Annotated in this window: 20 protein-coding genes; 12 read left to right on the top strand and 8 right to left on the bottom strand. The window is 62.9% G+C overall.

Annotated features, from left to right (window positions below; translation table 11 throughout):
- Positions 1-55: 55 nt before the first annotated feature.
- The 5 genes from HGQ17_RS04765 (at position 56) to HGQ17_RS04745 (ending at position 6,285) form a co-directional block, all read left to right on the top strand.
- Complete coding sequence (locus tag HGQ17_RS04765; protein ID WP_168886831.1) at positions 56-1,531, top strand: NAD-dependent succinate-semialdehyde dehydrogenase; 1,476 nt, start codon at positions 56-58, stop codon at positions 1,529-1,531.
- A 325-nt stretch (positions 1,532-1,856) separates the two neighbouring features.
- Positions 1,857-3,719, top strand: coding sequence for a molecular chaperone DnaK (gene dnaK / locus HGQ17_RS04760; protein WP_168886830.1), 1,863 nt, complete (start codon positions 1,857-1,859; stop codon positions 3,717-3,719).
- An 11-nt stretch (positions 3,720-3,730) separates the two neighbouring features.
- Positions 3,731-4,540 (top strand): nucleotide exchange factor GrpE, encoded by an 810-nt coding sequence (locus HGQ17_RS04755; protein ID WP_168886829.1) that lies wholly within the window; start codon positions 3,731-3,733, stop codon positions 4,538-4,540.
- Positions 4,541-4,845: 305 nt separating this feature from the next.
- Positions 4,846-5,805, top strand: a complete 960-nt coding sequence (locus tag HGQ17_RS04750) for a DnaJ C-terminal domain-containing protein (RefSeq protein WP_168886828.1) — start codon at positions 4,846-4,848, stop codon at positions 5,803-5,805.
- Positions 5,806-5,826: 21 nt separating this feature from the next.
- A complete protein-coding gene (locus HGQ17_RS04745; RefSeq protein ID WP_168886827.1) occupies positions 5,827-6,285 on the top strand; it encodes a heat shock protein transcriptional repressor HspR in 459 nt (152 codons plus the stop codon).
- Between the two features lie 24 nt (positions 6,286-6,309).
- Here the strand turns inward: HGQ17_RS04745 and HGQ17_RS04740 are convergent, their stop codons facing one another.
- Positions 6,310-7,977 (bottom strand): AbgT family transporter, encoded by a 1,668-nt coding sequence (locus HGQ17_RS04740; RefSeq protein ID WP_211090444.1) that lies wholly within the window; start codon positions 7,975-7,977, stop codon positions 6,310-6,312.
- A 150-nt stretch (positions 7,978-8,127) separates the two neighbouring features.
- On the opposite strand from HGQ17_RS04740, the gene HGQ17_RS04735 reads away from it, so the two are divergent.
- Positions 8,128-10,071: a penicillin-binding transpeptidase domain-containing protein gene (locus HGQ17_RS04735; RefSeq protein ID WP_168886826.1), complete on the top strand. Its 1,944-nt coding sequence runs from the start codon at positions 8,128-8,130 to the stop codon at positions 10,069-10,071.
- Positions 10,072-10,082: 11 nt separating this feature from the next.
- A complete protein-coding gene (gene trmB, locus HGQ17_RS04730; RefSeq protein WP_168886825.1) occupies positions 10,083-10,922 on the top strand; it encodes a tRNA (guanosine(46)-N7)-methyltransferase TrmB in 840 nt (279 codons plus the stop codon).
- 18 nt (positions 10,923-10,940) lie between these two features.
- Here trmB and HGQ17_RS04725 read toward each other — a convergent pair whose 3' ends face one another.
- On the bottom strand, positions 10,941-11,267 hold the full coding sequence (locus HGQ17_RS04725; RefSeq protein WP_229503318.1) for a winged helix-turn-helix domain-containing protein: 327 nt from the start codon (positions 11,265-11,267) through the stop codon (positions 10,941-10,943).
- Positions 11,268-11,497: 230 nt separating this feature from the next.
- Here HGQ17_RS04725 and HGQ17_RS04720 point away from each other — a divergent pair, with 230 nt between their 5' ends.
- On the top strand, positions 11,498-12,502 hold the full coding sequence (locus HGQ17_RS04720; protein ID WP_168886823.1) for a hypothetical protein: 1,005 nt from the start codon (positions 11,498-11,500) through the stop codon (positions 12,500-12,502).
- A gap of 151 nt (positions 12,503-12,653) precedes the next feature.
- A complete protein-coding gene (locus HGQ17_RS04715; protein WP_211090443.1) occupies positions 12,654-14,138 on the top strand; it encodes a PQQ-like beta-propeller repeat protein in 1,485 nt (494 codons plus the stop codon).
- A gap of 134 nt (positions 14,139-14,272) precedes the next feature.
- On the opposite strand, the gene HGQ17_RS04710 is transcribed toward HGQ17_RS04715, so the two are convergent.
- From HGQ17_RS04710 to HGQ17_RS04700, 3 genes are read right to left on the bottom strand one after another with little or no spacing between them, the layout of a single operon-like run.
- Positions 14,273-15,157 carry a DMT family transporter gene (locus HGQ17_RS04710; RefSeq protein ID WP_168886822.1) on the bottom strand — a complete coding sequence of 295 codons (885 nt, stop codon included), beginning with the start codon at positions 15,155-15,157 and terminating at the stop codon, positions 14,273-14,275.
- A 59-nt stretch (positions 15,158-15,216) separates the two neighbouring features.
- Complete coding sequence (locus HGQ17_RS04705; RefSeq protein ID WP_229503317.1) at positions 15,217-17,529, bottom strand: heavy metal translocating P-type ATPase; 2,313 nt, start codon at positions 17,527-17,529, stop codon at positions 15,217-15,219.
- Positions 17,526-17,747: a heavy-metal-associated domain-containing protein gene (locus tag HGQ17_RS04700; RefSeq protein ID WP_168886821.1), complete on the bottom strand. Its 222-nt coding sequence runs from the start codon at positions 17,745-17,747 to the stop codon at positions 17,526-17,528. Before HGQ17_RS04700 ends, HGQ17_RS04705 begins: the two co-directional genes overlap by 4 nt.
- Before the next feature lie 36 nt (positions 17,748-17,783).
- Between HGQ17_RS04700 and HGQ17_RS04695 the strand changes: the two genes are divergently transcribed.
- A complete protein-coding gene (locus tag HGQ17_RS04695; protein ID WP_168886820.1) occupies positions 17,784-18,089 on the top strand; it encodes a metal-sensitive transcriptional regulator in 306 nt (101 codons plus the stop codon).
- A 4-nt stretch (positions 18,090-18,093) separates the two neighbouring features.
- Here HGQ17_RS04695 and HGQ17_RS04690 read toward each other — a convergent pair whose 3' ends face one another.
- Positions 18,094-18,528, bottom strand: a complete 435-nt coding sequence (locus HGQ17_RS04690; protein ID WP_168886819.1) for an NUDIX hydrolase — start codon at positions 18,526-18,528, stop codon at positions 18,094-18,096.
- Positions 18,529-18,540: 12 nt separating this feature from the next.
- Positions 18,541-19,164: a LysE family translocator gene (locus HGQ17_RS04685; protein WP_211090442.1), complete on the bottom strand. Its 624-nt coding sequence runs from the start codon at positions 19,162-19,164 to the stop codon at positions 18,541-18,543.
- 120 nt (positions 19,165-19,284) lie between these two features.
- Here HGQ17_RS04685 and HGQ17_RS04680 point away from each other — a divergent pair, with 120 nt between their 5' ends.
- On the top strand, positions 19,285-20,682 hold the full coding sequence (locus HGQ17_RS04680; protein WP_168886818.1) for an aminotransferase-like domain-containing protein: 1,398 nt from the start codon (positions 19,285-19,287) through the stop codon (positions 20,680-20,682).
- A 43-nt stretch (positions 20,683-20,725) separates the two neighbouring features.
- Complete coding sequence (locus HGQ17_RS04675) at positions 20,726-21,367, top strand: MBL fold metallo-hydrolase (protein ID WP_168886817.1); 642 nt, start codon at positions 20,726-20,728, stop codon at positions 21,365-21,367.
- Here the strand turns inward: HGQ17_RS04675 and HGQ17_RS04670 are convergent.
- Positions 21,351-22,247 carry a LysR family transcriptional regulator gene (locus tag HGQ17_RS04670; protein ID WP_324615188.1) on the bottom strand — a complete coding sequence of 299 codons (897 nt, stop codon included), beginning with the start codon at positions 22,245-22,247 and terminating at the stop codon, positions 21,351-21,353. The two genes, HGQ17_RS04675 and HGQ17_RS04670, sit on opposite strands and share 17 nt — an antisense overlap.
- Positions 22,248-22,299: the final 52 nt, after the last annotated feature.

The raw sequence follows: 22,299 nt of genomic DNA, 5'->3' as shown, positions 1-22,299 counted from the left end.
GCTACCTATCGAGCCCCGGAATGTCACAGCACGCCATCAGGAGGAACCGCACATAATGACCGCCGTTGCACAGGACCGCGAAGTGTCCGTCGTCGAGGCCGCGCCCAAGAAGCTCTACATCAATGGCCAGTGGCGCGATGCCAGCGGAGGCGCCACCCTGGAGGTCCACGATCCCTCCACCGGAGAGGTGCTCTGCTCGGTGGCAGACGCCACCGAAGAAGACGGCTGGGAAGCACTGCGGGCCGCTGAGGCAGCCCAGGAGAGTTTCGCGGCCATGCCCCCGCGCAAGCGCGCCGATATCCTCATGAAGGCCTTCGAGCTGATGCATGAGCGCAAGGATGACCTCGCCCTGCTGATGACCCTGGAGATGGGTAAGCCCCTGGCCGAGGCCTATGGTGAGGTCAACTACGCCGCCGAGTTCTTCCGCCACTTCGCTGAGGAAGCCACCCGGATCAGCGGCAACTACCAGACCGCCCCGGCAGGCAATGCCCGGTTCATCGTGGCCAAGCAGCCGGTGGGCCCCTCCATTCTGATCACCCCCTGGAACTTCCCGCTGGCCATGGGCACCCGCAAGCTGGGCCCGGCCATCGCTGCCGGCTGCACCTCGGTGCTCAAGCCCGCAGAGCTGACCCCGCTGTCCATGCTGGCACTGGCCCAGCTGCTGGAGGACGCCGGTGTTCCCGCCGGTGTGGTCAACATTGTGGTGACCTCCACCGCCGGCAAGGTCATGGAGCCGCTGATCCGCTCCGGTATTGCCCGCAAGCTCTCCTTCACCGGTTCCACCGGTGTCGGCAAGAAGCTGCTGGAACAGTGCGCTGACAAGGTCATGCGCACCTCCATGGAGCTGGGCGGCAACGCCTCCTTCGTCGTTTTCGAGGATGCCGATCTCGATAAGGCAGTCGAGGGTGCGATGCAGGCCAAGATGCGTAACTCCGGTGAGGCCTGCACCGCAGCAAACCGGATCTTCGTCCACGAATCGGTGATCAGCGAGTTCTCCGAGAAGCTGGCCGCCCGGATGGGTGAGCTGCAGGTCGGCCGCGGTGTTGCCGAGGGCACCACAGTCGGCCCCATGGTCGACGCCAAGCAGCGCGATAAGGTCGCCGAGCTGGTCGACGACGCCGTGAAATCCGGTGCCGAAGTCGTCCTCGGCGGTGAACCGGCTGCCGGTGAGGGCTTCTTCTACAAGCCCACAGTGCTCAAGGGTGTGCCCCGCGAGGCGCGTATGTGGCGCGAGGAGATCTTCGGACCCGTCGCCCCGGTGACCCCGTTCACCGATGAGGGCGAGGTCATCAAATGGGTCAACTCCACTGAATACGGCCTGGTCAACTACGTCTTCACCGAGAACCTCAACCGCGCACTGCGCGTGGCCGAGGCCGTGGAGTCCGGCATGGTCGGCATCAACCAGGGCGTGGTCTCCAACCCGGCTGCACCCTTCGGCGGTGTCAAGGAATCCGGACTGGGCCGCGAAGGCGGCGATATCGGCATCGATGAGTTCCTGGAGAGCAAGTACATCGGTATCGCCGTGAACTGATTCCACCAGCCCCTGAGGCTTTGACCTTCGGTGGCTCCCTATAACGACGACGACGGCTCCCTTCCGGGCCGGAGCGCAGTTGTAGGGGGCCACCGTTTGTCGTTAATCGGCCGTGTCTGAAGGGGTTGAGGGGGAGTTGAAACCGGCTGATTGGGGCCGGGAATGAAGTCGGCGTCGTCGTCGTTATACTCATCGAGCGCAAAGTTGAGTGAGGTTGACTCAAGTCAGTTTGACAAGATCTGGCTCAGGTTCCAGACTTGAGTCGAACGTACTCAACTGTGACGTGAAGACTTGCCCCCAAAGTCCTGATGAAAGGAGACTGCAGATGTCCCGTGCAGTAGGAATCGACCTCGGAACCACCAACTCCGTGGTGACTGTGCTCGAAGGCGGCGAGCCCACTGTGATCGCCAACGCTGAGGGCGCACGAACCACACCCTCGGTTGTGGCCTTCTCCAAGACCGGTGAAGTCCTGGTCGGCGAGGTTGCCCGCCGTCAGGCCGTGTCCAACCCGGACCGCACCATCGCCTCGGTCAAGCGCCATATGGGCACCGACTGGACCACTGAGATCGATGACAAGAAGTACACCCCGCAGGAGATCTCCGCCCGCATCTTGATGAAGCTCAAGCACGACGCCGAGTCCTACCTGGGCGAGGACGTCACCGAAGCTGTCATCACCGTGCCCGCCTACTTCAACGACGCCGAGCGCCAGGCCACCAAGGAGGCCGGCGAGATCGCAGGCCTGAAGGTCTCCCGCATCGTCAACGAGCCCACCGCGGCCGCACTGGCCTACGGCCTGGAGAAGGGCAAGGAAGACGAGCAGATCCTGGTCTTCGACCTCGGCGGCGGTACCTTCGATGTCTCCCTGCTGGAGGTCGGCAAGGACGAGGACGACTTCTCCACCATCCAGGTCCGCGCCACCGCCGGTGACAACCGCCTCGGCGGCGATGACTGGGATCAGCGAATCATCGACTGGCTGGTCGAGCAGGTCAAGGCCAAGGAGGGCGTGGATCTCTCCAAGGACAAAATCGCTGTGCCCCGTCTGAAGGAAGAGGCTGAGCGCGCCAAGAAGGAGCTGTCCTCAGCCTCCTCCGCCACCATCAACATCCCCTACGCCACCCAGAACGACGGCGTCCCGGTTCACGTCAACGAGACCCTCTCCCGCGCGAAGTTCGAGGATATGACCTCCGATCTGCTGGAGCGGACCAAGAAGCCGTTCAACGATGTCATCTCCGAGGCAGGCATCCAGATCAGCGAGATCGACCACGTGATCCTGGTCGGCGGCTCCACCCGTATGCCGGCTGTGGCCGAGCTGGTCAAGCAGCTCTCCGGCAAGGAGGCCAATAAGTCGGTGAACCCGGATGAGGTCGTCGCCGTCGGCGCTGCCCTGCAGGCCGGTGTGCTCGCCGGTGAGCGTAAGGACGTGCTGCTGATCGACGTCACCCCGCTCTCCCTCGGTATCGAGACCAAGGGTGGTGTGATGACCAAGCTGATCGAGCGCAACACCGCCATCCCGACCAAGAAGTCCGAGGTGTTCTCCACTGCTGAGGACAACCAGCCCTCGGTGGCCATCCAGGTCTTCCAGGGTGAGCGTGAGTTCACTCGGGACAACAAGCCGCTGGGCACCTTTGAGCTGACCGGTATCGCACCGGCTCCGCGCGGTATGCCCCAGATCGAGGTCACCTTCGACATCGACGCCAACGGCATCGTCCACGTCTCCGCCAAGGACAAGGGCACCAATAAGGAACAGTCCATGACCATCACCGGTGGCACCTCCCTGGATAAGGAGGAAATCGAGCGGATGGTGGCCGACGCCGAGGCCCACGCCGAGGAGGACAAGAAGCGCCGCGAGGCCGCTGAGAAGCGCAACACCGCTGAGGCCAGCGCCTACTCCGTGGACAAGCTGCTCAAGGACAACGCAGAGAAGCTGCCCGAGGAGATCAAGACCGAGGTCCAGGCCGACGTCGACGCTCTGAAGAAGGCGCTGGAGGGCACCGACAACGATGACGAGGTCGACGCCGCGTTCGAGAAGCTGCAGGCCTCCCAGGTCAAGATCGGTGAGGCGCTCTACGCACAGGAGTCCGCAGGTGCTGCCCCCGGTGAGGAAGCTCCCGCGGGCGAGGCCGGTGCCGAGGATGAGGACATCGTCGACGCCGAAGTTGTTGACGAGGACGACGACGAGAAGAAATAAGGAGCATCCCCATGGCAGAGGAGAACAGCTCCCCAGAAGAGCCGATCCGCTTCACCGATAAGCGCAAGTACCGGCCGGACGCTGCAGAGCAGCCGGCAGAAGGTGAAGCTACGGTTGAGGACCGGGAGGCGGCTGCAGCTGATCCTGCCGCCGACCCCCTAGCCGAGGCCGAGCGGATTCTGGCTGATGTGCCCGAGGAGTCCATTGAGGTCCAGCAGGCTCATGAGGAACCGGCCTCCGAGGAGGGCGACCTCCATGAGCCGGGCGAGGGCTTGGACTCCAATCTGGACGAGGAGCCTGAGCTGCAGGAAGTCCCGGCCGACCAGGCCGCCGGTGGGGTCGAGACTGAGCCCGCCGAGCGGATCGAGGCGGCCGAGGAGGAACTGACCCAGCAGGGTTACGACCGTGAGACTGAGCTGGAGAACGACCTCCGCCGCGTGCAGGCGGAGTACGTCAACTACCGGCGCCGGGTTGAGCGTGACCGGAACCTGGAGAAGGAGCGGGTCAAGGGCCAGCTGATCTCCGAGCTGATGCCGGTGCTCGACGATATCGCTGCCGCCCGGCAGGCCGGGGATCTCGAGGATGGGCCCTTTGCCCACATCGCTTCCCGGTTGGAGCAGGTCCTGAACGCTCAGGGCCTGAGCCCGATCGGCTCAGTGGGGGAGGCCTTCGACCCCAATGAGCATGAGGCGATCATGCAGCAGCCCAGTGAGGACATCGAGGCAGATCACGTCGCCATCGTTGTCCGCTCCGGCTACCGCTTCGGTGACCGTCTGCTGCGCGCAGCCCAGGTCATCGTCTCCAGCGGCAAGGCAGAATAAGAAGGAAATGAGCTGCGTATGCGGGGGCCACACGCCCCCGCATACGCACACCAACTCAGCTGCCAGCAAAGCAAGCAGCAAAAAGGCCCTGTACCTAGGGGCACCTAGGTGAGGGGCACAAACGTGAGCTGCGAGCAAAGCGAGCAGCGACTTTAGGCGTGAAGTTCCGCGCCAACGAAGCGAGATAATGAGGCGCGAGCGAAGCAAGCGCCGACTTTAAGCGTGAAGCTCGGCAAGGCCTTGACGAGCGAGAGGCGCGGCGGCATGTGCGCCGCGCCGGAACAAACACAGGGAGGAGGCGCCTTATGGCATCACAGGAATGGCTGGAAAAAGATTTCTACGAGGTGCTGGGCGTCTCCAAGGACGCCTCGGACGAGGAGATCAAGAAGGCGTACCGCAAGCTCGCCCGGACGTACCACCCGGATAAGAACCCCGGGGACGCTGCCGCTGAACAGAAGTTCAAAGACATCTCAGAGGCACATACTGTGCTCTCAGACCCCGAGCAGCGCCAGCAGTACGATGCTGTGCGCGCCATGGGATCGGGTGCCCGCTTCTCCGGAAGCCCGGGTGAGGGGTCCGGCGGATTCGAGGACCTCTTCGGTGGGCTTTTCGGTCAAGGCGGTTCGCCTGGGACCGGGGGCGGCCGCTTCGGCGGGGGCTTCGAGGACATATTCGGTGGTATGGGGGACCGGTTCGGCGGTCGCTTCGGCGGCAGTCCGGCCAAGGGCGCAGACCGTACCGCGAAGACCACCATCTCTTTCAAGGGTGCCGTGCGGGGCACGACCATCGGACTGCGTGAGCCCAATGGCAATGTCATCGACGTTCGGGTTCCCGCCGGGGTGAAGGAGGGCCAGAAGGTCCGGGTCAAGGGCAAGGGCCAGCCTAGTGCCGGTGGTGCCGGGGATCTCCTGGTGGAAGTCTCCGTCCAGGATCACCCCTTCTACGAACGCATTGACGACAATATTCGCATCCACCTTCCGGTCAGTCTTGACGAGGCTGTTCTCGGTGCAACGGTCGAGGTGCCGACTGTCCACGGTGAGACGGTGAAAATCCGGATTCCGGCCGGCTCCAGCAGCGGCAAGACGCTGCGGCTGAAGGGCCACGGAATCCGGCGTAAGAACTCCAGTGGAGACATGCTGGTGGTGCTCGACATCGTCGTGCCTGAGGACCTCAACGAGGAGGCCATCGAGGCAGTCAAAGCATATGCTGAGGCCACCACCGCCCACAACCCTCGGGAAGGGCTGAGCGCCAAGGCGGCGTTATAGGGAGTGTAGGAAGTGTAACCGATGGACACATACCGGATACGCGGCAACGTGGTCGAAACTGATGAGACCCAGCGCCATGCCCCGCTGTTTGTCATCTCCGTAGCCGCAGAACTGGCAGATTTGCACCCCCAGACCCTGCGTCAGTACGACCGAATGGGTCTGGTAACCCCCCGTCGGCAGGGTGGTCGGCACCGGCGCTACTCGCCCTATGACGTCGAGCAGCTGCGCCAGATTCAACAGCTCTCCCAGGAAGGTGTCTCCCTGGAGGGGATTCGCCGGATCATCGAGCTGCAGAACCGTGTCGAGGAGCTCGAGGCTGAGACCGATGAGCTGCGCAGCCAGCTGCGGGCCGCCGAACAAAGCCTCGGTGGTTCTCGGGTCTTCGCTGTGGGCCCCCACGGCGATGTGGTGACCCTGGCCCGCGGCCAGCGTCCCCGCGCCAGCACCCGCGAAGTGGTGCTGTGGCGATCAGGACGCTGACCACGGGGCTGTGGTGATCTCCGCTTAGCGGATCGGGACTCCCGGGCCCAGTGGCAGGCCGAAGGCGTACCAGACCATGAAGAACAGGAACCAGGTCACCAGCATGGTCAGCGCCAGCGGCAGGGTCAGCGAGATCATCGTGCCCACACCTGCCCGCGGGTAGTAACGCTGCAGGTAGCCCAAAACCAATGCGAAGTAGGGGCTCATCGGGGTGATGATGTTGGTCGGGGAATCACCCATCCGGAACAGCATCTGAGTCACCTCGGGGTTGACCCCGATCAGCATCAGCATCGGCACCAGCACCGGCGCCATCAGCGTGTATTGGGCGGAGCCGGAGGTGATGAAGAAGTTGAACAGCGCCACCAGCAGCACAACACTGCCGAAGAGCACGAAGGGCGGCAGATCCCAGCGCTCGAGGGTCTCAGCACCGTTGATCGCCAGGACTGTGCCCATATTGGTCCAGTTGAAGTAGGCGATGAACTGGGCGGCGGCGAAGAAGATCACGATCACACCAGTGAGCTCCTTCAGCGACCGCGCCATCACCATCGGAACGTCCTGGGCGCGTTTGATGCTGCCCACCGAGATGCCGTAGGTCAGACCGATGACCAGGAAGGCCAGTGAGATCGGCACCGCCACATCGGTGACCAGCGGGGACTCCAGAGCGCCTGCGCCGCCGCCGTCGAAGGGTGAGCCGGGGATGAACAGGGCGGCGAAGAACACACCCAGGAAGATCACCAGGGACAGTCCGGTCTTCCACAGGGCCCGGACTTCCTCCTTGGTGTAGCTGAGCAGATCCTCATTGTCCTCGATCGCCGCCGAAGCGCCCTCGGTGCCGGCACCCTGGGTCTCCTCGCTGCGGCCCGCCCTCAGCACAGCAGTGGCAGCACCGCCCTCCTTATCCTCCTCGGAACGCATCTTGGCGGTGACCTTCACCAGCAGCAGCTCGGTCACCAGGGTGACCACGGCGGCCAGCACGACGGCGGAGGCGGCTGCGAAGAAGTAGTTGGCGATCGGGGAGACCACATAGTCCTCGTCGATCAGTTGGGCCGCCGAGGTGGAGATACCGGCGAAGAGCGGATCAGAGGCTGTGATCACCAGGGAGGCGTTATAGCCGGCTGAGGCGGAGCCGAAGGCGACAATCGCACCGAGCACCGCAGAACGGCCCACCGCCTTAAAGGCTGCCGCGGCCAGCGGGATCAGAATGATGTAGATGGCATCGGAGGCCACTGAACCGGTCACACCGGCCAATGCGACGGTGAACGTCAGCCACCGTTTGGAAACCCGGGAGACGGCCACACGGATCGTGGCCGAGATCAGTCCGGAGCCTTCAGCCACGGCCACACCGAGCATCACGGTGATGATCAGACCCAGGGGCGGGAAGTTCACGAAGTTGTCCACTGCCCCGGTGACCATCACCTGTAGGCCTTCAGCAGTCAGCAGGGATTCCACACCGACCCAGGAGTCCTCACCTTCTTCAGGAGCGGGGTGCTCGGCGCCGACGCCCATGGCGTTGAGCACCGAGGAGAGCACCACCACAACACCGGCGAGGATCACAAAGAGCCAGAACGGGTGGGGCAGGTAGTTACCGATCCGCTCAACACCGTTGAGCGCTCGGACAATCATCCCCTGGCGTTCTTCAGGTGGGTCCTGCCCCGGCCTGGAATCGTCGGTGGTCTGGTCATGGGCGGCCATACATGGATCCCTTCGGTTCGTCGTCGCGCGGTCTGTGACACCACGGGGGTGCCTCCTTGCTGCAGCGTGAGTTTATCCATGTCAGCGGCTCGAACGGAATAGCGGCAGGTGTTTCTCCGCCCCGCCGCGGGTGGCAGGCCGCATACTGGAATGGTGCGTTTTTCCTCCTCTGCTCGCCCTGTTGTGCTCACTGCGGGGGTTCTGACTCTGCTCACCGCGCTCAGCGGATGCGGCTCCGAGGATGAACAGGCCCAGATTGAGGATGCTGCGGCCGAGACTGCTGAGGCCATCGCCACCGGAGACTTCTCCGGGCTGGACTTCGCTTCCGGGTCCCCCGAGATCCTCGCTGAGGCCGCAGAGAACCTGCACGAGCCCTTCGAAGAGCTGCGCCCGGAGGTCGCAGTCGCCGATATCACCGTCGATGACCCGGGTGAGGACTCGGTCCGCCCGCCCACTGCTGAAGTGACCTTCGAACACAGTTGGGCACTGGAGGAGATCGGGATCGACGGCGAGGACTGGAGTTATGACACCGAGACCTCCTTCACCTATGAGGAAGAGGAGGACATCTGGTACATCGAGGCGGAGCCGGAGATCCTCTTCCCCGGTTATGCCGGGCATGAGAACGTCAGCATCTCCACCTCGGAGGCAGACCGCGGCCGGATCATCGGCGATAACGGCCGGGCCATCGTGCACAACCGAGATGTGGTCCATATCGGTCTGGACAAGACTCAGCTGGACACCGAGGAGGCACAGGCCGAATCCGCCCGCGAATTGGCCGAGGCTGTCGGTATTGATCCGCAGACCTACCAGGAGACTGTGGCTGCCTATGGTGACGAGGCCTTCGTGGAGGCGATCACCGTGCGCACCGAGGGTGGACATGTCACCGCCGCCGATGTTGAGGACATCCCCGGTGTGCATCTGAACTATGACCAGATGCCGCTGGCTGAAAGCTCCGATTTCGCGCCGAACCTGCTGGGCCGAGTCGGTCCGGTCACCGCCGAGCACCTCGAAGAGGACCCCAGCCTCAACTCCGGGGACACTGTGGGTCTCTCCGGTCTGCAGGCGGTGCATGAGGAACGGCTGCGCGGCACGCCCGGGATCAACATCACCGTGGGGGAGCAGACGGTCTTCTCCACCGACCCCGAACCCGGTGATGACATCACCATCGGGCTGAACCCGCGGATGCAGGACCTCGCCCAGGGGATCGTCGACGACCAGGATGTCACCGCAGGCTTGGTGGCCATCCGCCCATCGGATGGTGCGATTCTGGCCGCGGCCAGCCATAACACCGAATCCGCCAGTGTCGACACCGCCACCCAGTCCACCTACGCCCCCGGCTCCACTTTCAAAGTGGTCTCCGCCCTGGCGATGCTCCGCGATGGGCTGAGCCCCGAATCCACGGTCTCCTGTCCCGAGATGGTCACCGTCCACGGACAGCAGTTCCGCAATGTGACCGGGTACCAGGACCAGTACGTGGGCAATATCCCCTTCAACACTGCGGTGGCTGTCTCCTGCAACACCACATTCGCCGCAGCCTACGACGACGTCACCTCCGCAGAACTGGCTCAGGCCGCCCGGGATCTGGGGTTGGACAATGACACCGGGATCGGTCTGCATGCGATCAAAGCCAGTGTCCCCGAAGACGCCGATCTCAACCTGCATGCAGCCAATCTCTTCGGCCAGGGCACTGTAGAGACCTCCACGCTCGGCATGGCAGCCGTGGCTGCCTCAGTAGCCGACGGCAGGACGGTCCACCCCTGGCTGGTCCAGCGCGACGAGGAGCCCGATGACTCCGGGCTCAGCGCTGAGGAGGGGGAACAGCTGCGGGAGCTGATGGCCGGAACGGTGGACTACGGCACCTTGCGGGACCTCGACTCCATCCCCGGACCCCCGGTCTACGCCAAGACCGGTACTGCCGAGGTCGGTTCCGGTGATGATGCCTATTCCCATACCTGGGTGATCGGGGCTCAGGGTGACCTCGCCGTCGCGGTCTTCCTGGAGGAGGGAGAGTGGGGCTCCTCCACCAACGGCCCGCTGATGCGTGAATTCCTCATCGGGGCACAAGAAATTCTCGACGACGCCCAGGGCAGCTAGACTCACTGCCGATGTCTGAGACCCCGCAGAAGCACCACCGCAAACCGCTGTCCTTCGTCCGGCGCAGCAATAAGCTCAAGCCCAGCTACCAGCGCGCCTGGGATGCAGCCCTGGGTAAAGAGCTGCTCGATATTCCTCACGGAGAGCGTGACACCTCAGTTGCCGAGGGCTTCAGCATTGACTGGCGGGCCGAGTTCGGACGCACGGCTCCGTTCATCGTTGAGATCGGCTCCGGATCCGGTGAAGCCGTGGCGGCAGCGGCTGCCAATAACCCCGAGACTGACTTCCTGGCCGTTGAGGTCTACCGGCCAGGAGCAGCGCAGTTGGCCGCCCGAATCCGCCGCGAGGGGCTGACCAATGTCCGGGTGGCCTGCGTGGACGCCGTGGAGCTGCTGGATCACCTGCTGCCCGATGGCGGGATTTCTGAGCTCTGGGTCTTTTTCCCCGACCCCTGGCATAAGACCAAACACAAGAAGCGCCGGCTGGTTCAACCGGGTTTCGTGGAAAAGGCTGCCCGGGTGATCTCCCCGACTGGGCTCTGGCGCCTGGCCACGGACTGGTCCGATTACGCGGTGCAGATGCGTGAGGTGATCGGCGCCTCGGAGTCCTTCACCAACCCCCATGCCGGCCAGCGTGCCGGCGAAGAGTCTCCCCTTACCGAGGTGCGGCTCGGGGATCTCGATGCGGCAAGCCTGGGTAAGCCCACTGAACCGTTGCCGTTGTCTCAGGCCCTGGATGAAGAGGGCGGTTGGGCGCCGCGGTTCGACGGCCGGGTGGTCACCGATTTCGAGCAGAAGGCCCTTGACGTCGGCCGCCGGATTTTCGATCTGACCTACCTCCGCCTGCCCTGAGCATTTACTCCTGCAATCTCACAAGGCTAGACGGTAGCCCCGTTTGACCACCGTCTGGACGATATGGGTTTCCGGCAGTGAATGTCGCAGGCGTGAGACCCACATTTCCAACCCGTGCAGAGACCCGCAGTGCGGCAGCATCCTGAGCAGATGATCTCGAGAGATCACCGCCCCTTGGGCTTTGACCAATACACGCATTACTGACATCGGGCCGGGGGCTAGGCGAATGCCCTGATGTCCGGGGAGATGAACCTCATTGCCGATGATTTCTACTGGTCCGCGAGGCATCTGCACTCGGAGATAATGCTCCTCCTCCTCCACCACCTCTGAGGCCAGCTCGGCCATGCTGTTCCCTCCCGTGCCTGGATTGTCCTGATGCATTCTCCACACTAGGACCGGACCGTTACTCGCCCTTGTCAGTGGCGTAAACCGAATATTTCTGGGTTCTCACATCGCGGAAGTTGAAGCTCCTGCGGCGACACAATTTTGCCTACCGGGTTGCAATCGCAAATTGCATGTGTTTACTATGGCAACAACAAGATTTACTTCAGCAAATCACTTGAGAGGACGAGATCATGGAGCAGCAGACCACTAAGACCACCGCAGGACGCAACTTTGCCCGTCGCGCAGCCACTGCAACGGCAGCCGGCTTCACTGCCCTGGGCCTGACCCTCGGCGCGGCAGTGCCCGCACAGGCCTCCGCCGACTTTGACGAGGAGGCCTTCGACGCTCTGCTGAAGCAGCTCATCACTGAGCTCGAGAGTGAGGGCCTCTTTGACGATGACTTCGTTGAGCAGATTGGGCTCATTGGAGACGAGGAGACTGATCCCATCGGTGAGGGTATCTCCGGTGATGAGGATCCTTTCGAGGGTGACTCCGATGAGCAGGGAATCCTCGACGAAGATGAGGAGGATGACGATGAGGATAGCGATCGAGACGGCGAGAACAGCTGGACCTATGATGAGCCCCTGACTGGCAGCGAACTGGCCGAGATCCTCATCGGCGCTGACGATCTCCCGGAGGGGTGGAGCTCCGGTGAGAGCATCCTTCACGAACAGGCAGGCGATGCCTTCGATGCCGAAGACATCGAGCTGGTCGAGGACTCCGTAGTGGTCATTGGCCCCGAGGGTGACGGCGATATCAACAAGAGCTTCTACCTCGACGGTTTCGATGTCAGCGACTCTTGTGCCCAGGCAGTTGAAGACTTCGACTCCATTGAAGAAGAGACTGAATACGCCGCACTCACCGCCTTCCAGGGTGAGAGCGCCGACATCATCTTGGCTGTGGCCAGTACTGAAGAGGAAATGGATCTCTTCGGTGCCAACTACACCAATATCACCGATGAATGCGGCACCACCGTCACCGAGGGCCCGATGACCGTGGATATCGACCTCTTCGAGGTCGGCGAGGGTTTCACTCTCACATTCAGTGGCCTGGGTGAAGGCGGAAACGTGAGCATGGGTGGGGGCAGCTACGGCAATAACCACGTCTTCCTGATCGGTGAAGGCGAGATCGACGACGAGGACCTCGAGCACATCCTGGGTGAGCAGCTCGACAAGATGGACCAGGCGGTCAACTGAGCCGCGCTATAGGTCGGGGGAACGGGAACATAACTGAATAGAGGAATAAAGGGGTGGCCCCGCGCAACTGCGTGGGGCCACCTTCATGATGATGCGAACGATTTGTATTTGCTGGGACTAGATGTCGATAATGATTCGCATGAACAGAAAAATGAGCACTCTCACCTCAGTGGCACTGATCTCCGCCCTGGCCCTGGCCGCCTGCGGCGAGGCCGAGAACGGCAGCGAAGATCCTGAAGAGACCGCAGACGCGGCAGCAGCCGATACTGATGACACTTCCGAGGACGCCGACGAGGAAGGCGGTAACGGTGCGGCAGAGGAGGATTCCGACGAGGGTGTCGTAGAGCCCTCCGAGCGACCCACCCACGAGGCAGGCGGTGCTGAACCTCGACTGGTGATCACCTATGACGGGGGAGTCTCCGTACTGGACGGAGTCAGCCTGGAGAGCGTCGGTGACTTCGAGGCCGAGGGCTTCCTGCGCGTCAACGAAGCCGGCGACGGCCGTCACGCCTTCCTCACCGAAGGTGACTCTTTCCGGCTCATCGATGCCGGAACCTGGGGGGAGCCCCATGGCGATCACAACGACTACTACACCACTGACCCCCTCCTCTCGGACCTCACCCTGGATGGGGACGCCCCAGCGCATGTGGTCTCCCATGACGGGATCGGAACACTGTTCTTTGACGGTACCGGTGAGTACCACACCATCGATCTGACCGAACTCAGCGTTGAGGACGAGCAGATCGAAACCACCGGTGATTATGAGACAGAGGGCGCACACCACGGTGTGGCGGTCGTGGCAGAGGACGGCAGCCGTTTCGAAACCCTCGAGGACCGTTCAGGCGCTCGCTTCCTGGATACTGAGGGTGAAGAGGTCGATCGCAATGAGGACTGCCCCGGTGTCCACGGTGAGGCGGCCGGACCGGAGGGCATCATCGCCGTCGGCTGTGAGGACGGCGTGCTGATCTGGAATGGTGAGACCTTCGAGAAGCTGGACACAGGTGAGGAGTACTCTCGGATCGGAAACCTCTTCCCGGCGGAGGGCTCCCCAGTCTTCCTGGGCGATTACAACCTCAATGAGGACGGCGGTGAGATGACCGAGGTAGCCCTGGTCAACTCCGAGACCGGAGAGATCACCACTACCGATGTCGGCTCCCCCTATAACTGGCGGAACCTGCAGCGCGGTCCCGAGGGCGAGGCCCTGGTGCTGACCGAGGACGGTCAGCTGCACATCATTGACCCTGAGACCGGTGAGCACCTGGAACACATTGACGTTCTGGATGAGTGGACCGAGCCCGAGGAATGGCAGGAGCCCCGCCCGGCCATCCGTGTCAACGGTGATTTGGTCTACGTGACCGATCCCGACAATCAGGAGATTCACCTTCTGGATCTCACTGAGGGTGAGGTTATCACCACCGCAGAGGTCGACTTCGTGCCCAACGAGATCATCGTCATCGACGGCCGCCCGGTGGAGGGGGTCTCCGATGAGTACGACGAAGGCGATGACGACGCTGTCCATGACCACGACCATGACGAGGACGAGGACCACGATCACGACGACCACGATCATGATGAGGATCATGACCACGAGCATGACCATGACGAAGAGGACGATGATCACGACCACGATCACTGATCTTCGATAATGCTCCTCCCGTAGAACAGGTGCGACGGCGAGGATAGAGAAACAGGCGGCCCGGTAACTCAGGTGCAGGCATGAGTCATCGGGCCGCCTTCTTCTGTTCGGAGCAGGGGCGGTGATTCAGTTCCTCAGGTGCGGCGGCTGGCTGTGGCCGCCCACCAGGCACCGGCAATAATCATGGCGCAGCCGCCCAACTGCCACAGAGTCGGAACCTCGGTGAACAGAAGCGCACCCAGCAGAATCGCGAAAATCGGGCCAGTGAGCATCAGCGTGCTGGAGACGGTCTCATTCAGCCCAGTCATCGCAATGTTGAAGCAGAGATAAACCACCACTTGCCCCACGAAGGCCAGAGCTACCAGCCACAACCAGTCCTGGCCGGCAGTCGGGACCTCAAGCCGGCCCGAGAACAGGGCCCCGCCCCCAGCCGTCAGACCGGCGGTGAGGCAGACGATGGTGACAACAGTAAGCGGGGCCGGACGCAGCGTCACTGGAGCCGTTCGGCGAATAATTGCCAAATAGGTGGCATAACCCGCCCCGGCAATCAGGCCGGCAAGGATGCCGAACCAGTGAATCTCGGCGTCGTCGAAGGCGCCTGCGGCAAAGGCAACACCTGCCATCATCAGCGGCACAATCACCAGCAGCTGACGCATCGGACGCTGTCCCTCCACCGCCCAGGCGATCAGCGGCAGGATGACAATCTGAATATTGATCAGCACCGTCGCCAGACCTGGGCCGATCAGTCCGATCGATGCGTTGTAGAAGCTGTAGTCCACACCAATGGCCACCCCGCCGATGGCAGCACCGATAACGGTCGACTTCGGCAAGGCCTGGGAACGGTCCACCCGCCGTAACTCCCAGAGCACAAAGGGAAGCAGCATCGGTACGGCCAAAAGGCACCGATAGGCTGCCACGCTCATCGGTTCGGCGCCCAGATTGAAGATGATGGCCGCTGAACCAGCCATGGCCAGACTGCCCAGCAGCATCAGTGCCACAGCACGGGGAGCGGAGATCACTTCCACATGGTAGAACAGTCACCCCTCAGTACGAGGTTGCCGATAAGGCGTTTGACCAGTTACTGAAAACGGCGCAGCCGCAGCGAATTGGCCACCACGGACAGTGAAGACAGCACCATCGCGGCCCCGGCAAGCATGGGGTTGAGCACACCGGCCGCCGCCAGCGGAATGGCCGCTGTGTTGTAGAGAAATGCCCAAAAGAGATTCTCCCGGATGGTGCGAAGGGTTCTACGGGAAAGCCTGACCGCATCGGCGACTGAATTGAGATCCCCTCGGATCACAGTGATATCGGCAGCATCAATGGCCACATCAGTGCCGGTGCCCATCGCAATGCCCAGCTCCGCCTGAGCCAAAGCAGCGGCGTCGTTGACCCCATCGCCAACCATGGCTACAGATTTACCCTCAGCCTGCAGCCGTTGCACCGCAGTCACCTTATCCTCAGGCAGAGCCTCGGCGATGACCTGCTCGATCCCGACCTCATCGGCCACCCGCTGGGCAGCACCAGCGTTATCGCCGGTGAGCAGAACCGGGGTCATCCCCAATTTCTTCAACTGCTCAACAGCCTGGGCCGAAGATTCCTTGACCGTATCCGAGACCGTCAGCATTCCAGTGAATTTACCGTCGACGGCGATCAGAACCGGAGTGCTGCCCCGGGCCTCGGCGCGTTCGATGAGGTCATCGACCTCAGTGGGGAGATCCACCTCCTGGGTGCGCATGAACCAGCGCCGACCGATGCAGACCTCATGGCCCTCGACCACACCGGAGACCCCGCGGCCCTGATGATTCTGGAAGTTATCCGGGGTAGGCAGCCGCCCCGGCCGGGAGCCCAGGGATTCCCGAGCAGCATTGGTGATGGCTCGAGCTACGGGATGTTCCGAGGCCGACTCCAGGCCACCCGCTAAGCGCAGCAGCTCCGGATCCTCATACTCCCCGCCCCATTCCCGAGCGGACAACAGAGAGGTCAGCTGCATGGCCCCGGTGGTGACAGTTCCGGTCTTATCCAACAGGACTGCATCGATTCCGCGCGAGGACTCCAGTACCTCCGGGCCCTTGATCAGGATGCCGCGCTGGGCGCCACGTCCGGTACCCACCAGCAGGGCGGTAGGGGTGGCCAGACCCAGAGCGCAGGGGCAGGCGATGATCAGTACCGCCACAGCGGCAGTGAATGCCGCCTCAACGGGTGCGCCGAAGAGCAACCAGGCCGCCAGGGTAAGCACAGTTATCCCCAGAACGATCGGCACGAAGACCCCCGAGATCCGGTCGGCAAGTCTCTGCACCTCCGCTTTGCCGGACTGGGCTTCTTCGACCAGCTTCGCCATCTGCGCCAACTGGGTGTCAGTTCCGATCCGGGAAGCACGGACCACCAGGCGGCCGGAGGTGTTGATCGTGGCCCCGATGACGGTGTCACCTTCTGCGACCTCCACCGGAACGGACTCCCCGGTCAGCATCGACATATCCACTGCCGAGGCCCCGGAGATCACCCGACCGTCAGTGGCGACTTTCTCGCCGGGGCGGACAATGAACTCGTCGTCAACGCTGAGCTCTTTGATGGGCAGGCGGATCTCGGTGCCGTTCTTCAATACTGTGACATCCTTGGCGCCCATATTCAGCAGGGAGCGCAGGGCAGCACCCGCGGAGGCTTTTGACCGCTTCTCGAAATACCGGCCAAGCAGCAGGAAAGTCGTGACCGCAGTGGCCACCTCGAAGTAGACATTCCCCGCCCCCATCGAATGGCCCGAGATCCAATAGGGCTCATCGAAGAGGCTGAAGGCATGCCGCATCTGGGGATCCCCGGCATGGCCCAGCAGCAGGGCGTAGAGCGACCAGCCCAGGGCGGCCAGAGTGCCCAGCGAGATCAGGGTGTCCATTGTCGCGGTGCCACGGCGGGCATTCAGAGCCGCAGCACGGTGGAAAGGCCAGCCTGCCCAGAGCACCACCGGAACGCTCAGCACCAGAGAGACCCATGTCCAATAGTCGAACTGAGTGGCTGGGACCATGGCCCAGAGCACCACTGGGAAGGAGAGGATACTGGCGATGATCAACCGGATCCGAAGCGCTCGCAGGTCACGGGCCCCCGGGGACTCGGCGGAGTCCTCCTGGTCCGGTTCGGGTGGCAGTTCGGCGGTGTACCCGGTCTTCTCCACCGTGCTGATGAGTTGGTCGATGAACTCTGGTCGGTCTGCCGCCCCCTCAGCACCGGAGATCCAGGCCTTCTCGGTGGCGTAGTTGACACTGGCGGTTACGCCGTCGAGCTTATTGAGCTTCTTCTCCACCCGATTGGCGCAGGCGGCACAGGTCATCCCGCCGATGGCCAGTTCGACCCGGTCGGTCGCAGAAGTCTCTGCCTGTGGAGCGGGGGAGCGGCGCGTCATGCAACTGCCTCGGCGGTGTAGCCGGCCTCATCCACAGCATTGATGATGTCCTGATTGCTGACCGAGGCGCCCTCTTCCAGGGTGACTGAGAGATCGCCCTCAGCCGCGGAGACAGTGATTGCCGAAATGCCATTCAGTTCCTCGAGCTCGGAGCGCACTGCGGATTCGCAGTGGCCACAGGACATACCGGTCACAGAGAAGTTCTTCGTGCTGCTCATATCCATATGATACCCCCAGGGGGTATCATTCTGTCCATGGGAGAAGCATCACAGCACAGCGGTCACGGCTATATGAGCGACAAGCAGAAATACCTCGCCCGGCTGCGCCGCATTGAGGGCCAGGCCCGAGGGTTGCACCGCATGGTCGAGGAGGACACCTACTGCATCGACGTGCTGACTCAGATCAGCGCGGTGACCTCTGCCCTGGAGAACGTCGCCCTTGGGCTGTTGGATGATCACCTCAAACACTGTGTGGCAGAGGCGGTCAACACCGGCGGAGAAGAAGCCGAGGCCAAGATCAAAGAGGCCAGTGCAGCCATCCAGCGGCTGGTGAAGTCCTAGGTCCTCAGTTCAGCAGCCCCGCCCACCGGCGTGCTGTGTCGATCAGCTCCACCCGGTCCAACCGGTCGATCTCCTCAGGAGCGAACCAGGCGACGTCGTCGGTTGAGCCATCGGCCTCAGGGGTCAGTTCCCCGCCGGTGATATGCGCCCGGTAGATAATCCGAAGGCTCTGCATCGGCACACCATAGCGATCCGACCGTTTGAGTCGCTTCTCCCCGGGGATCACCATATTGTCGATGCCCAGAAGCTCATCGACGGTGACTTCATAGCCGGATTCCTCGAAAACTTCACGAACTACGGCATCATTGGGATCCTCCCCCGGGTCGGTACCTCCCCCGGGTAGGGTCCACCGGTTATTGAACTCCGCGGTCAGCCGCGGCAGCAGCATCCGCCCATCCTCATCAGTCACTACGGCATAGGCGGCAATGCGAATATCCATACCGCGACGCTATCAACTCAGCAGCGGCTGCACGGACTCCCAGATCTCCACCAGGGCTGGAATCAGAGATGCCACCAGGAGGCCGGCCATCACCCAGTTGAAGATCCGCATATGCGATGCCCGGGAGATCACCTTTCCAGCCCCTACGCCGAGCAGCGCCCAGGCCGCAGTGCAGGGGGTGCTGAAGATCAGGGCGATCAGCGCAATCGTCAGCACCTCGGCCAGGAAGGAATCCCAGAAGCCGGTATAAGTCGAAACAGCGGCAACTACCAGAGTCCACGCCTTGGGGTTGACGAACTGGAAGAGCGCCATCTGGGTGAAGCTCGGCGGCTTTCCGGTTCCTCGGGCTTGGACCTCCGTGGGTGCGGTGGCGATGCGCCAGGCCAGCCACAGCAGATACAGCACACCGATCGGCCGCAGAATGTCCAGCAGCCAGGGCCACTGGGCCAGGACTCCACCGAGGCCCAGTCCGACCAGTACCAGCATGGTCGGGAAGCCGACGTTCACTCCGGCAATACAGGGGATGGTGCGCCGAAAACCGTAATTGGCTCCCGACGCCATCGCGATGGTGTTATTCGGACCCGGGGTGCCGGCCCCGGCGATGAAGAAGAGGATCACTGGCAGAAACGTGGTCACCGAAACAACCTACTCTCCCCGTGGCGGTTCAGCGTAGTCGCGCCCAGGAAGCCCCAGAGGAGGCCCGAGCGGGAGAGTAACGGTGGTGTGCTAGTGGCGGTAGCGCTACTATATATTCCCATGCAACAGGATAGCAGTCAGCGAATCGTTCAGGGGTTGTCCTCCTGGATAGATTCTGCTGCTCCAGGGGCCAAACTGCCCAGCACCCGTCAGCTTGTTCAGGACTACTCCGCAAGTCCGGTGACCGTGCAGAAGGCCCTCCGCCAGCTCGCTGTCCAGGGGCTGGTCGAAAGCCGCCCCGGCGTCGGCAGTTTTGTGAGATCCCTGCGACCGGTTCGTGCCCATGACTACTCTTGGCAGACCGGAGCCCTGGGCGCGGGGAGATCGCGGTCGCTGCATATGGCCGCCGCTCTGCGGCAGCCGCGACCCGGCACCTTCGACCTCAGCTCCGGATTCCCCGACTCCCAACTGCTGCCTGAACGCCTGCTGCGCTCGGCCTTCAACCGGGCCCGCAACCGTGCCTTCCTGAACAGCCCGTCTCCGGCCGGATCACCTGCACTGCGAGCCTGGTTTGCCGCAGAACTGGCAGAGTCCATGTCGACGAGGCTTTCAGCGCCCACCGCCGACGACGTCGTCATCTTTCCGGGAAGCCAAGGCGGGCTCAGCGCAGCCTTCCGCTCTCTGATCGGCCCGGGGGAGCCACTGATCATGGAATCACCCACCTACTGGGGCGCCATTCTGGCCGCCGCCCAGGCCAATGTGGAGATTGTGCCGATTCCCAGCTCAGCCCAGGGACCAGATCCCTCCGATCTCGAACGGGCCTTCGCCCAAACCGGTGCCCGCGTCTTCTACGCCCAGCCGAATTACGCCAACCCCACCGGGGCTCAATGGAGCCCCGAACTGGGCCATGAGATTCTGGAGACTGTTCGCCGGCACAAGGCCTTCCTCATTGAGGACGACTGGGCCCATGACTTCGCCATCGACTCCGCACCGCAGCCGCTGGCCGCCCAGGACGAGGCCGGGCATGTGATCTATCTGCGCTCGCTGACCAAGAGCGTCTCCTCCTCTGTGCGCGTGGCCGGAGTAGTCGCCCGCGGACCAGTCCGAGACCGACTGCTGCATGCCACCCAGTCGGAGTCGATCTATGTCAGCGAGCTGCTGCAGGCCGCCGCCCTGGATGTGGTCAACCAGCCGGCTTGGAAGACTCACCTCAAGAACGTCAACGAACAGCTGGCCTCCCGCCGGGACCTCCTGCTGGGCAGCCTGGCCGAATATGCCCCACAGCTGCATATCGAAACCCGGCCCCGGGGTGGACTCAACCTCTGGGCCCGCCTGCCCGAGGGCGCAGAGCTGAGCGGATTCATCAGGGAGGCCGAACTGGCCGGAGTCAGCGTGGTCCCCGGTGATGAACTCTTCCCCGCCGAACCGGTGGCCCCCTTTATCCGGATGACCTACGCCGGCCGCGATCCCGGCAGCTATCCCGAGGCGGCGAAAATTCTCGGCAGGCTCCTGGGATAGATATCGTGCTGACAGAGCCTCAGGAGTCTGCAACTATGGGGACATGTTGGTCACACACCTTGGACATGCCTGTGTACTGGTCGAGGCAGCCGATACCCGGATCCTGATCGACCCCGGCGCCTTCTCCGATCTCTGGCACGAGATCACTGACCTCGACGCGGTGCTGATCACCCACCAGCATGCTGATCACGTGGACCCCGAGAACGCCAAAACTCTGCTGGAAGCCAACTCCAAGGCCGCCGTCTACACCGCCGACGACGTCGAACAGGTGGTCCTGCTCCCAGGGGCTGAATCAGTGACCCCCGGACAGAACCTCACCGTGGGCAATATCCGCGTTGAGACCGTCGGAGGAAACCACGCGATCATCCACCAAGACATCCCGGCCATCCACAACATCGGCTATCTTCTGCACGCCGAAGGCGAGCCCACCTTCTTCCACCCCGGCGACGCCCTGGACACCACCCCGGGAGGCGTCGATGTTCTGGCCTTACCGCTGATGGGTCCCTGGGCGGCGATGAAAGAGCATGTGGAGTTCGTCCGTGGCCTCGAGGTGCCCAAATACAGCATCCCGATTCATGACGAACTGCTCTCCGACCGGGGCCGGGAACTGCTCTCTCGTCAGATCAGCAACCTCACCGGCACTGAGGTCATCAGCCTCCGAGAGGGCGCTACTCGAAATTTCTGAACGCCTCGGCCAGGCTCTGCCGGCAGGCCTGAACAGCCGGCGCCTGTGCTGAAGACCGGCGAGCAGTGGTGAAGATAGTCCGCACCGGCTCCTGGGGCAGCGATTTCAGTGCCAGCCCCTGCAGTTGGTGACCGGTCAGGAACAGCTCCGGCAGAATCCCCACGGCCAGCCCGGCACCGATCAGCCGCAGATGTGAAGCGAGATCATCTGTGGTGAACCGAATATCCGGTTCGAAGCCCAAAGCCCGGCACTGCTGCAGTGACCACTCACGGGAGGCCGTTCCAGCCGGCTCCATCACCCAGGGATACGCATCGAGGTCCTCAGCGTCGACCTCGGCCAATTGCGCCGGCACAATCAGCCACAGCCGATCGGAGCCAAGTGGCTCGATATCGAACTCTGCCTGCCGGGGCCTGCTCATCCCCGGATACTGCTCAGCCACCACGAGGTCATGACGCCTACCGGCCAGATCGAAGAGCGCCTGCTCCGGAGGGGCCTGGACGACTTCGACCCGCAGTTCTGGATGCTGTGCCTTCAGTTGGCTCAACGCCGAGGGGACCAAAGTCAGAGCAGCAGACTGGAAGACCGACAGTCGCAGTAGCCCACCCAGCTCCGGTTCCGCCGAAGTCAGCGAACGCAGGGCGTCATCCTGCATATCCAGCATCGCCTCAGCATGCTCGGCCAGTCGAAGCCCTGCTGCGGTCAGCCGCAGAGTCCGGCCATCGCGCTGGAAGATCACCGCCCCGGCGTCGTTCTCCAATTGGGCTAACTGCTGGGAGACCGTGGAGGGGCTGTAGCCCAAAGAACTGGCTACGGCAGAAACCGTGCCGCGCAGCCGAAACTCATGCAGCAGCTGGAGTCGATGCAGATTCAGCACGGCCACGCCCCTGAACTTAGTGATAATCCGATGCTTCCGGAGATTTTCATTCGATTCT

Source organism: Nesterenkonia sedimenti, from assembly GCF_012641515.1.
Lineage (GTDB): Bacteria > Actinomycetota > Actinomycetes > Actinomycetales > Micrococcaceae > Nesterenkonia > Nesterenkonia sedimenti.
This window is presented reverse-complemented; position numbering and strand designations above follow the sequence as displayed.